The organism is Pseudomonas sp. Soil_N_39 (genome assembly GCF_057655955.1).
The window spans coordinates 72,141-84,669 of record NZ_JBDGLI010000017.1 but is presented as its reverse complement, the minus strand read 5'-3'; the positions used below and the strand labels follow the sequence as shown (position 1 = coordinate 84,669).

Below are 12,529 nucleotides of genomic sequence, written 5' to 3'. Positions count from 1 at the left end.
GATGAATACTCTGCAAGCATTGGGTTATGAGATCCGTTCCAAGAACGCCGGGCCGTTTTCCCTGACCATCGATGTGTTCTGCAAGGACTCGGAAATCTTCGCGCAACTGGCCGCGGCGCCGAAGCTGCAAGCATTGGCGGTCGCCGAGCTGTTCCGCAGGCCGGCGGAGTCGATCAGTGTTTTCCCCATCGAGGCGTTGAACGTGATCAAGATCAGCCTGCCGCGTCCCGTGGCGCAGGGCGCCTTGCAGGACCGGGACATGCACGGAGCGCAATGGGCGTTCATCCTGCTGGATGCGCTTGGAAGCGGTGAGGACGACCGGCCATGAGTGGCGTTGAAAGCTTGTCGGCGGATGCACCTGCGCCGGTTCACCCTGACCTGGTGGCCGTGGCCACGACACTGCGCGAGCAAGGGTTGCTGCCGGTCGTTCACGGGAATTTGCATAGCGTCAGGGCTCAGTTGGAGCGGATCAATGTCTGGGCTGCACACCGCAGCGTGCCGCTGTCCTATGAGCGCACCTTGGGGTTTGCCGTCGATGGTCGAACGGTGCCCTGCAAGCTCTATTGGCCGGAGGGCGACGAGACGCCTTGCTTGATGTTCTACTGCCATGGCGGTGGGTTTCGCCACGGCTCGCTCGCCGGCTGGGACGCGCCGCTGCGCCAGTGGGTGCGCGACAGTGGCCTGGCGGTGCTGTCCATCGACTATGCGCTGTCGCCGGAATATCGTTTTCCGGTGGCATTCAACGAAGTGGTGTCGATCATCAGCCGGGTCATCAAGCTTGGGGCGATCACCGATTGCCCGGTGCGCGGTTATGCCTTGGGTGGCGATTCGGCAGGCGCCAACCTGGCCCTGGGTGCTGCGATTGCGCTGCGCGACGCAGGGTTTGATGTGTTGCGGCAGTTGTTGCTGTTCTACGGCAATTACTCACGCGACATGAGCTCCGATTCGTGGCACAGGCTGGGTGGATACGGGGGGCAGAATCTGTCGGTCGAGACCATGAGCGCCTACTGGGCGAGCTACCTGGTCAATGACGAGGATGACTGGCGGGTACAGCCGATCAACGCTGACTTGGTCGGCCTGCCACCGGTGCGATTGGTGGTGGGGGAACTGGACCCGTTGCTGGATGAGAACCGTGAGCTGGCGGACCGCTTGGAAAGCGCGGGTGTGGCGACACACCTGCAAGTGCTCGCGAACATGACCCACGGGTTTGTCCGATTCAATGAGGTGGCTCCGGTCGTGCGCGATGTCATCGCTGCGCAGGGCAGTGCTTTGCGCAAGGCTCTTTCTGTTCAGGCGAACTTCCCATGAGCCGATTCCGTAGCGCGGGCTTTGCGCGAATTTGCGGCGGCCTATTCTTCGTCATGGCGGCCAACGCCCTCGCGGCTGGCAGGCTCCCTGTCGGTCCTGCCGCAGGAGACAACGAGCTGTCGGCGTTTTACCGCTGGCCTGAAGCAATGCCCGCGCTGCCCGGTGCGCTGCTGCGAAGCGAGACCTTGCCGACACAACCGCAGATGCCTGCCGCCGCGCAAGCTTTGCGCCTGCTCTACAGCTCTATCGACGAGCGCTGGCACTCCGGACTCGTTGCGGTCAGCGGGACGTTGTACCTGCCGGCTGGACCTCCACCCGCGCAAGGCTGGCCGTTGCTGGCCTGGGCCCATGGTACGCTGGGGATTGCCGATGCTTGCGCACCGTCCTGGGCTGGCTGGCGCGACCGTGATGCGGCGTATATCAATCGCTGGCTGGCGCGCGGATTCGCGGTGGTCGCCACCGATTATCAAGGTTTGGGAGGGCCAGGGCCGCATCCCTACACGTTCTGGCAGGCCGAGGGACGCTCTGTCCTGGACTCGATTCGCGCGGTCCGTTCGATCCGGCCGGGCCTGATGGCTAGTCACACGATCCTGGCCGGGCAATCTCAGGGGGGAGGGGCGGCATTGGGCGCGGCGATCCTTGCCGATGGCTACGCACCGGAGCTTTCTATCCGGGGCGCGGTACTCACGGCGCCGAATAGCACATTTCCCCATGGCCCTATTGCGCTGCCGCCGCGCCAGTCCAATACGGTGTTCCTGGCATTGGCATCCGGCGGCTTGCGCGAGGACGGGCCGCAGGTCGAGGACATCCTGACGGACAAGGGGCTTGAACTGCTAAGTGTGGCTCGGCACGGCTGTACCCGTGACATTGCCCGAGAATCCAAAGCGTTGCAGATCGATTCGTTTGCCGAGCTTCTGACCGTTACCCCCGAGGCGTTGAATGCGATGCGCATCCCAACGACCGACATGCCCCAGGCATCGATTGCCTTCCCGTTACTCATTGCTACCGGCCAGGCGGATGAAACGATCACCCCTGTGCGCCAGTACGCGGTCGCGGCGGCGTTGTGCGCCGCTGGTAATCAAGTCACCTGGCGGACTTATGAAGGCCTGGGGCATGACGGGGTGCTGCATGGTTCATTGGACGATGCATTTGCCTTCGTTGAGGCCCAGCTCGACGGATCGGGCCCTGGCTCGAATTGCTCCACTCTGCAAAGGCCCGGTCCGCCGGGTGAAAGGGATACAACCGCGCCATTCAACAACGACTGAATGCAACCTGTGGGAGCGAGCTTGCTCGCGATGGCGGAGGGTCAGTCGATGAAGTATCAGCCGGGTGGCCCTCATCGCGAGCAAGCTCGCTCCCACAATGGCCTGGGGTATGGCCCGACCCTTGTGTCGAGGCCGTCTGGTCTCAGGACGCGTCCTGCTGATAGGTGCAACCCACGTAGAGGTCACTGTCCTTGTTTTCGGTGGAGACCACGCGCAGGGTCGCGCCGTTGTCGAGATTGCGCTGGTAATCCACGTAGCCGTCGGTATCCAAGGTCTTTTCCAGTTTCAGGGTGCTGGCGAGTTTCTCTGCATCGGCCTTCGGATTGCTGCTCTTGGCCTGGAGAAAGAAGCTGAAGCGGTCGGTCATCACCAGGGTGGTCGACGACACGCCGTGCACCGTCAGTGCCGGGGAGGCTTGCCAGGCGCCACCGCCCCACGGGGTGTGCGCTTCATCCTTGGGCAGCGACACTTGCTCCGCGTCAACCAGGCCGTTGAACTCGCCCACCTGTTGCGCACTGGCCTGGCACTGCGCCAGGGCCTTGAACAGATCGCTGTGGCTTGGACCGGCGGCCAAGACAGGGGCGGTGGACAGGCAGCCAGCCAGGGCAACGACACCAAGAGAGATTTTCATGAGGACATCCTTGTACAGTTGGATAACAGGTAATGGGAGCCCGAGATGAATGGCAACGGGCATCGGCCATGGACGACTTGCCCGGTTGCATATGGGGCTGGGCTGCGGTCGGAAGCTTGCCACCACGGACGTGAATATGTCATCAGGATATTTTGGAAAAACTTGCGCCAAGAGGAGGGCATGAACGGATCGAGTCCGTTGTAGCCACTCACCCATGAGGGGCATTTCTTCCGGGCATCGGCAAAGCATGGCCGCCAAAGTCCCCTTTCTGACCTCCCATAGCCTCAACAGCCTGGTACCGCTGCCGTAACGTGCACCTGACTGCGCGCGAAGGAGCATCCTGATGAACCGTAGAACCTTTATGCTCGGCACCGCGGGCGTGGGTGCCTTGATGGCAGCGGGTGCGCTGTTGCGACCGAGCGACCGGGGCAGTCCCTACAACGAGTACTTCCGTGCGTTGAACCAGGAGCTGAAGGTCCATGGGCCGATGCGCCCCGTGATGCTGATCGACCTCGACCGGCTCGATCACAACATCAATGTGGTCACGCAGTCCGTCAAACGTGCCGGTAAACACTTGCGCCTGGTGGAGAAGTCCCTGCCGTCGCCCGGGTTGTTGGCGTACATCGCCAAACGTACCGATACCCGGCGGCTGATGTCGTTTCACCAGCCGTTCCTCAACCACGATGCGGTGACTTTCCCCGAGTCTGACCTCTTGCTCGGCAAACCTCTGCCGGTGCGCTCGGCCGAGCTGTTTTACCAAACCCACAAAGGCACCTTCGACCCTTCCAGGCAATTGCAATGGTTGATCGACACCCCGCAGCGGCTGATGGATTACCGGGCGTTAGCGCAGGGTCTGGGCATTCGGATGCGGGTCAATATCGAGCTGGATGTCGGCCTGCATCGCGGCGGAGTCGCGGATCACGCGGTGCTCGGCGAAATGCTGACGCTGATCAGTGCCCACCCGCAGCAGCTCGAATTTTCAGGCTTCATGGGGTATGACCCGTTTGTCGGCATGGGCGTGCCCCGGGTCCTCGGTTCGTCCCAGGCGTTGTTCGATCAGGTGATGGTCATTTACAACGGTCATGTGAATTACGTGCGTGAACATTTCCCGGCGCTTTGGCACGACGGGCTCACGCTCAATACCGCCGGCAGCCCCAGCTACGGCATGCACGAGCAGGAGCGCTTGAGCAGCGAGGTCTCGGTGGGGACAGCATTTCTCAAGCCGACGCATTACGACCTGCCCTCGCTGGCCGAGCATGTGCCGGCGGCCTTTATCGCAACGCCCGTGTTGAAAAGCACCGGGGCGGTCAATTTCCCCGCCCTGGATGACAAGTCCCGATTGTTCTCCTGGTGGAATCCGAATCAGCGCGGAACATTCTTCATCTATGGCGGCAACTGGATGGCCGAGTTCGAGTCTCCCTCGGGGCTGCAAAGCAACGAACTCTATGGTCGCAGTTCCAATCAGGAAATGGTCAACGGTTCGCCGGCCGTGGGGTTGAACGCAGAGGACCAGGTATTTTTACGACCCACCCAGACTGAATCCGTGCTGCTGCAGTTTGGCGATTTGCTGGCCGTGCGCGGGGGGAAGATTGTCGAAACCTGGTCGGTGTATTGATTGGCAAGGCGCTTGCTCACAACCGGCCCCGCAACAGAAGCAGCACCAGCGCGACCAGACAGGCCGTCGCCTGAATTCCACCCAGCGTCGTTATCGGCGCTAAGCTCAAGACCGAGGCGAGCCAGGTGGTCAGCGCCGCCGCACCCATGGAGAGAAAGCCCAGCAGTGCGGACGCCATCCCGGCTTCTTTGCCGAAAGGGCCCATGGTGATGGCCGTGCCCAGCGGATTGGCCAGGCCCATGCCCCAAAGGAAGGTGACCATCGAGAGGGCATACCACCCCAGGCCAGGCACGGCCGGACCTACCAGAAGCAGGCCGCCGCCGACCATGGCGCAGGCAATGCCCAGCAGCGTGACGATTCGGGCGCCATGCCGATGGGCCAGGCGCGGAGCCGCCATGCCGGCCGCGAACACGACGAAGACCGTGGCGGCGAAATACAGGCCGGTCTGCACCGACGTCAGGCCGATACCTTGCATCAGAATGGCCGGCGCCGCTGCGAACGAGGCGAACAGGCCGCTCATCAGCAAGCTCATTGAGAGGGCGGGAAGGATGAAGCGCTTATCCAGCAACAATCGGCGATAGGCGAGCACCACGCTCTTGGCTGAGTGTGGTGCCCGGCGATCGGCGGGGTGGGTTTCCCCGAGGTCGCGCACGTAGAAAAACGCCAGTACAACGGCGGCCAGTCCCACCAGGATGAAGATGGCGCGCCAGCCGAGCGTGACGGCCAGGACGCTGCCGGCCAACGGCGAAAACCCCGGTGCCGCGGCCGTGGCGATCATCGTCAGCGACAGGGCGCGGGCGAGCGTCTCGCCTTCGAACAGATCCCGTGCGATGGCACGTGACAGCACCGAGGCCGCGCACACGCCCAACGCCTGCACGACGCGTCCGGCGATCAGGACATCGAGCGTGCTGGCAAGACCGGCGATCACGGTGCCGACCACGAACACCGACAGGCCGCCCAGCACCAGTTTCTGGCGTCCGTAGCGATCGGCCAGTGGACCGACCACCAACTGGCCCAAGGCGAACGTGATGAAGAAGCTGGACAGCGTCAGGCCCAGCTCGCGAGCGGTCACGCCCAGGTCTTCACCGATATCTGCAAACGCCGGGAGGATGATGTTGGTGGAGAGCATGCTGATCGCCGCCAGGCCTGCAAGCAGCGCCACGACTTTGCCGGTCAATGGTTGGGTGGAGGCGTGGGGCTGGGTATTGGCAATCGCCAATGAAGTTTGGGCTTCCATACATCCTCTCCGGTGTTTGCTTGGCGGGTAAAGACGTTGATGCCAAATGCCGCAATGGTGGCTCGCGACCCCGACGTAGTGACGGCGGCTTTCTACATGATGATCGTAATATTTTCATAAATATGATGATCGTCATCTCTTGCGTCAAGCTAAATATCTGGCGGGTGCAGGCGGGGATTCACTTGCTGCCAAAAAAGCAGGCAGCGTTGAACGAGCGGGGAGTGGGGAGCGCCGAATACACAGGCCTCCTAAGCGACCGGCCGACGCAGCGTCAGCATGGTGTACCTCTACAGGTCGTCCGCCATCGATGCTACAGTCCCGTCTTTCCAGGGGAGAGAGCGTCATGCGGATCGTGGTATTGGCTTTGACGATGGCGCTGCTGACGGGATGCGCGACGGCTAACGAAACCTTTGGCATGGGGCAGCTTTGCGGCCGCCAGCCTTACTGCGGTGCGGCCACCGATATCAAGATCATCAAGGGCTCGACGAACGACAACGACGTGTATTCACGTGCGCTGGCACCGTTTGCAATCATTGACCTGCCTTTCAGTATCGTCGCCGATACGCTGATTCTGCCCTATACGATTTTTCATATGAGGCCTGCCGAGGAGTAAGGGTGTTGCCCCGTCCGCAGGGCCGCCATACGGCATTTTGGGTAACGATCACCACCCACAGACCTCGCGAGGAAGCACAAGATCGACGGTTCCGCTGTCTTGACAGTTTTTTTGGTCTACCTGGCCGGTGTGGTGATTCCTGGGCCGAATTTCGTCGCCGTGGTCTCCAGATCGGTCATCCGCTGACCGAGCGCCCATCGCTGAGCAGGGATGACCTGACAGTACTGCCTGTGCCATTTAAACCCCGGCGACGGCCTCGCGAACGAAGTCTTCATAGTGGCCGATTCCATGTGCGCCAGGTACCCGGACCTGTCCCTGGTCTTGCAGGGATAAAAACGCTCACGTCAGGTTGTCGGTCACGAGTCTCACCCTGTGGCAATCGGTCGGCCCGAGTGTCTGACCGCTTGCCGAGCGCACCTCCATCGGCATGAGGGCCTGGCCGGATGCGTTGTCCAGCAGCACGGAGCGCGTCTCTCCCGGCTCGAACAGGAAACGTTCACCCCACTGCCGCAGGCTGACTACCACTGGAAAGATCTCCCGGCCTTTCTCCGTCAAGACGTACTCCTTGTAGGCGCTCCCATCCGAGGCGGGTCGAACGTCGAGTACGCCGACCTCGACCAAGGCTTTGAGTCGCGAAGCCAGAATGTTCTTGGCAACGCCCAGGCTCTTTTGAAATTCGCTGAATCGACGTATGTCGTCGAAGGCGTCTCGAATGATCATCAGCGACCAGCGATCGCCAATCACGTCCAGTGTCCTGGCGACCGGGCATTCGTTGTTTTGCGATGAAGCGGTTTCCATTTCATTGACCTCTGAAAAAGCATTGCCAAGTTGGCCGGAACTTTGTGGTTGCAAATTGAAACCTGATCGATCAACAATCCATTCAGGTTTTTAATTGAAACCAGTTTAGCGCCAAGGAGACGTGCATGACAGCAGAGGCCGACTGTTTCACCCGGCAGCCTTCGGACAAGCAGGGTGGCGAGGGAGATTGCTCCCGCTTGAGTGCGAAGCGCTCACAAAAGGGGCCGCTACGCAGCCCAGCGGGAGCAAGCTCCCTCGCCACAGGGTCGTTGAATGAACAGCAGTGCCCAGGGCTTTCGCCATCGCTCACGTTATTGTTTTCCGTGACCTGCGCACTGGCCGTCGCCAATGTCTACTTTGCCCAGCCCTTGCTTGCCTCGATGGCCGATAGCCTGGGCGTTGCTCAAGGATTGATCGGGGTGGCGGTGACGGCCACTCAGGTGGGTTACGTCCTGGGATTGCTGTTGATCGTCCCGTTGGGGGACAGGATCAACCGTAAACGGCTGGTGTTCGCGCAGTTGGTGTTGTCTGCGATTGCGCTGGCAGCCGTCGGCGCAGCCCAACATTGGTTGGCTTTGCTGGGCGCCATGATCGTGATGGGGTTACTGGCAGTGGTCGTCCAGGTGCTGGTGGCCTATGCCGCCGTGCTGTCCTCGCCCTCGCAGCGAGGGCAGGCCGTGGGAACCGTCACCAGCGGCGTTGTCCTGGGGATTCTCCTGGCGCGGTTTACCTCCGGGGTGATCGCCGATCTGGCGGGCTGGCGCGGGGTTTATTTCGTTTCCTCGGGCTTGATGTTGATCATCGCGGCGGTGTTTTGGGCCAGGGTGCCTGCCGCCGTGTCGCCCGGTAACCGGCAGCCCTACCTGGCGCTCATCCGCTCGCTGTTCATGCTGTTCGCGACCGAGCCGGTGCTGCGGACCCGGGGCCTGCTGGCCTTGCTGATCTTTGCCGCTTTTTCAGTGCTGTGGACGGCGATGGTGCTGCCGTTGAGCGCCGCGCCGCTGTCGCTTTCACACACGGCCATCGGCCTGTTTGGCCTGGCGGGCGTCGCCGGGGCCCTGGCGGCCAGACGCGCCGGTCGTTGGGCAGATCGAGGTTTTGGACAACGGGTGACCGGCTGGTCGCTGGGGCTCCTGACGCTCTCCTGGCTGCCCATCAGTTTTACCGAGAGCTCCCTGATCGCACTGGTCTGCGGCGTGGTGCTACTCGACTTCGCGGTACAAGCCGTGCACGTCACCAACCAGAGCCTGATTTTCGCCGCGCGGCCTGATGCCCAAAGTCGCATGGTCGGCGCGTACATGTGCTTCTACTCGGTGGGCAGCGCACTGGGGGCGGCCGCCGCGACCCAGGTCTATGCGCTGTGGGGCTGGAGGGCGGTCAGCCTGCTGGGCGCCTTGATCAGCCTCGCCGCACTGGTGTTGTGGCGGCGCTCGCTTCATTGCGGCCACTGCTCAAGCAGGATCGAGACGAATTTCTCCGCGGCCGGGGAGAGCGATGCGCCCCGGCGGTAGACCAGGCCCAGCGAGCGGTTTACCACCGGCTCGATCAGCGGCACGCTGACCAGGGTTGGATGATCCCCGGCGGGCATTGCCAGGCTGGGCATCGCCGATACGCCCAGGCCCGCCTCGACCAGCCCCAGCGACGTCGACAGGTGCTGCACTTCATAGAACCACTGCGGGCGCCAGCTCAGGCCCGACAGCGCATGATCCAGCAGCATGCGGTTGCCGCTCAGGCGACCGACCCCGATCAGCCGATAGTCACTGAGTTCCGACCAGGTGACCGCATTGCGTTCAGCCAACTCATGGTCGCGCCGGCAGGCCAGCACAAAGGGTTCGTTGACCAGGGGCACGAACTCGATGTCGGGGTGCTGGCCGCTCATCATGTTGATGCCGAAGTCGGCTTCGCCGCGCAGCACCGCTTCGAGCCCTTCGTTGGCACTGAGGTCGAGCAGGCGGATGCGGATTTTCGGGTAGCGCTCGTTGTAGAGGCGGATCACCGAAGGCAGGAAATAGAACGCCGCCGTGGGGATGCAGGCCAAGGTCACCCGGCCGATCTGCCGTTCCGCCAGCTCGCGGATGTTGAGAATCGAGTCGTCGAAATCATCCAGCAGGCGCCGCGCCTTGGGCAGGAAATCACGGCCGACACTGGTCAGGCTGACCTTGCGAGTCGTGCGATCGAGCAAAGCGGTGCCCAGGCCTTCCTCGAGTTTTTTCATCCGTCGGCTCAGGGCCGGTTGCGACAGGTGCAGCGCATCAGCGGCTTCGTGGAAACTGCCCAGTTCGGCGATTTTCACGAAAGATCGTATGTCCTGGAGCTCATATTCCATGTTCTACCTCGGCGGAGAGAGGGCTGCGCGATACCAATCATCGTAAGATAATTCATTTGTGAAACGCAATAATTGCTCCGATCTTTGCATTGGAAACACTTTTTAAACCCTGCCACTCTTGTGTCCAGAGCATCAATTATCCAGATTGATCAACAAGAGTTAGTGATCATGCAGCGAATTCCTTGTGTGCTAATGCGCGGCGGTACCTCCAAAGGCCCGGTGTTTCTCGCCTGGGATCTGCCGGTCGCCATCGCCGAACGTGACGAGCTGCTGCTCAACCTGATGGGCTCCGGCCACGAGCTGGAAATCGACGGCATCGGTGGCGGTAGTCCACAAACCAGCAAAGTGGCGATCGTCAGCCCATCGCTGCACCCTGACGCGGATGTCGATTATTTGTTCGTTCAGGTCATGGTTTCCCAGCGTCGGGTCGATACCGCTCCCAACTGCGGCAATATGCTCTGCGCCGTCGGCCCGTTCGCCATCGAGCAGGGGTTGGTCAAGGCTTCCGGTGACCTGACCCAGGTGCGCATTCGTAACCTCAATACCGGGACCTTCGTGAATTCCGACGTGCAAACCCCGGAAGGCAAGGTCAGCTATGAAGGCGACACCGCCATCGACGGCGTGCCTGGCACGGCCGCTCCGGTGCAACTGACCTTCCTCGACGCAGCGGGCAGCAAGACCGGGAAACTGTTTCCGACCGGGCAAACCCTGGACGTGATTGACGGCATCCCGGTGACCTGCATCGACATGGCGATGCCGATGGTGATTGTTCAGGCCAGCCAGCTTGGCAAGCGCGGCGATGAAAGCCCCGCTGAACTGGACGCCGATAAAGCCTTCCTGCAGCGCCTGGAGTCCCTGCGCCTGAAAGCCGGCCTGGCCATGGGCCTGGGTGATGTCAGTGACAAGGTCATTCCCAAGCCGGTGCTGGTGTCTCCGGCCAAGTCCGGCGGGACGATCCAGGTGCGTTACTTCATGCCGCACAACTGTCACCGCGCCCTGGCGATCACTGGCTCCATCGGCCTGGCCACCGCATGCGTGACCGAGGGCAGTGTCGTCGCACAGTTGCTCGGCACCGTCAGTGAGCCGCGCTTGCAACAGGTTCGGATCGAACACCCAAGCGGCGGTATCGATGTCGTACTGTCCTACACCGGTGAAAAGGGTGAGACCATTCGGGCTTCGGTAGTACGTACTGCGCGCCGGCTTTTCTCAGGCTACGTCTACGCCACGGCGTCCCAACGGCTGGCCGGATAGCCCAGGTCGCCTGGGTCTTTTGCATCAGAACAATTCTAAAAATGGGTGATGCCATGAAAGTTGTTAAATCGCTCTACTTCCAGATCATCTGCGCCGTGCTGCTGGGCGTGGTCGTCGGGCATTTCTGGTCGCAACAGGCGATTGCCTTGAAGCCGCTGGGTGATGCCTTCATCAAGCTGATCAAGATGATGATCGCGCCGGTGGTGTTCTGCACCATTGTCACTGGCATCGCCGGCATGAGCGATAAGCGCTCGCTGGGGCGTTTGTTGAGCAAGACCATGCTGCTGTTCCTGGCGCTGACGGTGATCAGCCTGATCATCGGCCTGGTGTCGGTCTATCTGTTCAAGCCCGGCGCGGGCATGAACATCGACCCGACGCAGTTGAGCACCCAAGGACTGTCGCAGTACACCGACTCCGCCGCGAAACTGAGCGTGGTGGACTTCTTCATGCACATCATCCCCGACACCTTCATCGGCGCCTTCAATAAAGGCGAGGTGTTGCCGGTGCTGTTTATCGCGGTGCTCTGCGGTTTTGCCTTGTCGTCCTTGGGCGAGCGCGGCAAGCCTGTGCTGGAGGTCCTGGAATCAGCTTCGCACATGGTGTTCAAGATTTTCTCGTACCTGATGCGTTTCGCTCCGATTGGCGCTTTCGGGGCCTTGGCCTTCACGGTGGGGCAGTACGGCATCACGTCGCTGGGCTCCCTGGCCAAGCTGATCATGACCCTGTATATCGCCTGCGCCTTCTTCGTCTTCGTGGTGTTGGGCAGCATTTGCCGGGCACACGGTTTCAGCCTGTGGAAGCTGCTGCGTTATCTGCGTGAAGAGTTCCTGGTGGTGTTGGGGACGTCTTCGACCGAACCGGTGATGCCGCGAATGCTGGAAAAACTCCAGGCCCTGGGCTGCAAGAAAGGCGTCGTGGGGCTGGTACTGCCGACCGGTTATTCGTTCAACCTTGACGGCACGGCGATCTACCTGTCACTGGCGGCGATCTTCATTGCCCAGGCCTGCAACATCGATCTGACGCTGACCCAGGTCATCACCATGCTGGCGATCATGCTGCTGTCGTCAAAGGGTGCCGCGGGTGTGACCGGTAGCGGGTTTGTCGCCTTGGCCTCGACCTTGACGGTCATCCACGACATTCCCCTGGCGGGCCTGGCCCTGTTGATCGGAATCGACCGGTTCATGTCTGAAGCGCGGGCGTTGACCAGCCTGGCGAGCAACGCCGTCGCGACCGTGGTGATCTCCCTCTCGGAAAATGCCTGTGACCGCAAAGTCCTGTTGCAGACCCTGGATGGCAAACCCGCCCAGACGCAGACCCCGGCAACGGACTCGAGCTGGGACGGCACGAAGGTCGCCAAACACATCTAACCGCTCACGGCTGACTTGACAGCACCGCGTAAGCTCACTCAATACCTCTGCGCCAGGCACGCCTTAGTGTTGCCTGGCGGGTGGGAGGGCGTGTGCCTGGGTGTCTGCCAAGCTACTC

General features: G+C 61.6%; 12 protein-coding genes and 1 pseudogene. 9 read left to right on the top strand and 4 right to left on the bottom strand.

The window, feature by feature from the left end:
- The first annotated feature begins 1 nt into the window (after position 1).
- The 3 genes from AC3A5O_RS22490 to AC3A5O_RS22480 are packed head-to-tail and all read left to right on the top strand — an operon-like array spanning position 2 to position 2,573.
- A complete protein-coding gene (locus tag AC3A5O_RS22490; RefSeq protein ID WP_305470617.1) occupies positions 2–328 on the top strand; it encodes a DUF4387 family protein in 327 nt (108 codons plus the stop codon).
- Positions 325–1,308 carry an alpha/beta hydrolase fold domain-containing protein gene (locus AC3A5O_RS22485; RefSeq protein ID WP_487753742.1) on the top strand — a complete coding sequence of 328 codons (984 nt, stop codon included), beginning with the start codon at positions 325–327 and terminating at the stop codon, positions 1,306–1,308. The genes AC3A5O_RS22490 and AC3A5O_RS22485 overlap by 4 nt, the downstream gene beginning before the upstream one ends.
- Positions 1,305–2,573: a lipase family protein gene (locus tag AC3A5O_RS22480; protein WP_305470619.1), complete on the top strand. Its 1,269-nt coding sequence runs from the start codon at positions 1,305–1,307 to the stop codon at positions 2,571–2,573. Before AC3A5O_RS22485 ends, AC3A5O_RS22480 begins: the two co-directional genes overlap by 4 nt.
- 142 nt (positions 2,574–2,715) lie before the next feature.
- On the opposite strand, the gene AC3A5O_RS22475 is transcribed toward AC3A5O_RS22480, so the two are convergent.
- Positions 2,716–3,204: a hypothetical protein gene (locus AC3A5O_RS22475; protein ID WP_487753741.1), complete on the bottom strand. Its 489-nt coding sequence runs from the start codon at positions 3,202–3,204 to the stop codon at positions 2,716–2,718.
- A 409-nt stretch (positions 3,205–3,613) separates the two neighbouring features.
- Between AC3A5O_RS22475 and AC3A5O_RS22470 the strand changes: the two genes are divergently transcribed.
- Entirely contained in the window at positions 3,614–4,819 is a 1,206-nt protein-coding gene (locus AC3A5O_RS22470; protein WP_487753755.1) for a DSD1 family PLP-dependent enzyme, read from the top strand.
- A gap of 16 nt (positions 4,820–4,835) precedes the next feature.
- On the opposite strand, the gene AC3A5O_RS22465 is transcribed toward AC3A5O_RS22470, so the two are convergent.
- On the bottom strand, positions 4,836–6,056 hold the full coding sequence (locus tag AC3A5O_RS22465) for a multidrug effflux MFS transporter (RefSeq protein WP_487753740.1): 1,221 nt from the start codon (positions 6,054–6,056) through the stop codon (positions 4,836–4,838).
- Positions 6,057–6,399: 343 nt separating this feature from the next.
- Here AC3A5O_RS22465 and AC3A5O_RS22460 point away from each other — a divergent pair, with 343 nt between their 5' ends.
- A complete protein-coding gene (locus tag AC3A5O_RS22460; protein WP_122568367.1) occupies positions 6,400–6,669 on the top strand; it encodes a YceK/YidQ family lipoprotein in 270 nt (89 codons plus the stop codon).
- A gap of 81 nt (positions 6,670–6,750) precedes the next feature.
- A pseudogene (locus tag AC3A5O_RS22455) lies at positions 6,751–6,846 on the top strand (LysE family translocator); the annotation flags it as partial.
- A gap of 162 nt (positions 6,847–7,008) precedes the next feature.
- Here AC3A5O_RS22455 and AC3A5O_RS22450 read toward each other — a convergent pair.
- Entirely contained in the window at positions 7,009–7,467 is a 459-nt protein-coding gene (locus AC3A5O_RS22450; protein WP_122568368.1) for a winged helix-turn-helix transcriptional regulator, read from the bottom strand.
- A 125-nt stretch (positions 7,468–7,592) separates the two neighbouring features.
- Here AC3A5O_RS22450 and AC3A5O_RS22445 point away from each other — a divergent pair, with 125 nt between their 5' ends.
- The gene (locus AC3A5O_RS22445; protein ID WP_487753739.1) at positions 7,593–8,978 is read left to right on the top strand and encodes an MFS transporter; all 1,386 of its coding nucleotides are present in this window, start codon (positions 7,593–7,595) and stop codon (positions 8,976–8,978) included.
- On the opposite strand, the gene AC3A5O_RS22440 is transcribed toward AC3A5O_RS22445, so the two are convergent.
- Entirely contained in the window at positions 8,903–9,793 is an 891-nt protein-coding gene (locus tag AC3A5O_RS22440) for a LysR family transcriptional regulator (protein ID WP_487753738.1), read from the bottom strand. The genes AC3A5O_RS22445 and AC3A5O_RS22440 overlap by 76 nt on opposite strands.
- A 168-nt stretch (positions 9,794–9,961) precedes the next feature.
- Between AC3A5O_RS22440 and AC3A5O_RS22435 the strand changes: the two genes are divergently transcribed.
- Together AC3A5O_RS22435 and AC3A5O_RS22430 are read left to right on the top strand one after the other, a co-directional pair.
- Positions 9,962–11,044: a 4-oxalomesaconate tautomerase gene (locus AC3A5O_RS22435; protein ID WP_305470623.1), complete on the top strand. Its 1,083-nt coding sequence runs from the start codon at positions 9,962–9,964 to the stop codon at positions 11,042–11,044.
- A gap of 41 nt (positions 11,045–11,085) precedes the next feature.
- Positions 11,086–12,411 carry a dicarboxylate/amino acid:cation symporter gene (locus tag AC3A5O_RS22430; protein ID WP_122568371.1) on the top strand — a complete coding sequence of 442 codons (1,326 nt, stop codon included), beginning with the start codon at positions 11,086–11,088 and terminating at the stop codon, positions 12,409–12,411.
- The last annotated feature ends 118 nt before the right edge of the window (positions 12,412–12,529 follow it).

What these genes read in the sequence shown, in the direction of transcription:
- AC3A5O_RS22490 (WP_305470617.1), top strand. Translation starts at nt 2, where the DNA reads ATGAATACTCTGCAAGCATTGGGTTATGAGATCCGTTCCAAGAACGCC.
- AC3A5O_RS22485 (WP_487753742.1), top strand. Translation starts at nt 325, where the DNA reads ATGAGTGGCGTTGAAAGCTTGTCGGCGGATGCACCTGCGCCGGTTCAC.
- AC3A5O_RS22480 (WP_305470619.1), top strand. Translation starts at nt 1,305, where the DNA reads ATGAGCCGATTCCGTAGCGCGGGCTTTGCGCGAATTTGCGGCGGCCTA.
- AC3A5O_RS22475 (WP_487753741.1), bottom strand. Translation starts at nt 3,204, where the DNA reads ATGAAAATCTCTCTTGGTGTCGTTGCCCTGGCTGGCTGCCTGTCCACC.
- AC3A5O_RS22465 (WP_487753740.1), bottom strand. Translation starts at nt 6,056, where the DNA reads ATGGAAGCCCAAACTTCATTGGCGATTGCCAATACCCAGCCCCACGCC.
- AC3A5O_RS22460 (WP_122568367.1), top strand. Translation starts at nt 6,400, where the DNA reads ATGCGGATCGTGGTATTGGCTTTGACGATGGCGCTGCTGACGGGATGC.
- AC3A5O_RS22450 (WP_122568368.1), bottom strand. Translation starts at nt 7,467, where the DNA reads ATGGAAACCGCTTCATCGCAAAACAACGAATGCCCGGTCGCCAGGACA.
- AC3A5O_RS22445 (WP_487753739.1), top strand. Translation starts at nt 7,593, where the DNA reads ATGACAGCAGAGGCCGACTGTTTCACCCGGCAGCCTTCGGACAAGCAG.
- AC3A5O_RS22440 (WP_487753738.1), bottom strand. Translation starts at nt 9,793, where the DNA reads ATGGAATATGAGCTCCAGGACATACGATCTTTCGTGAAAATCGCCGAA.
- AC3A5O_RS22435 (WP_305470623.1), top strand. Translation starts at nt 9,962, where the DNA reads ATGCAGCGAATTCCTTGTGTGCTAATGCGCGGCGGTACCTCCAAAGGC.
- AC3A5O_RS22430 (WP_122568371.1), top strand. Translation starts at nt 11,086, where the DNA reads ATGGGTGATGCCATGAAAGTTGTTAAATCGCTCTACTTCCAGATCATC.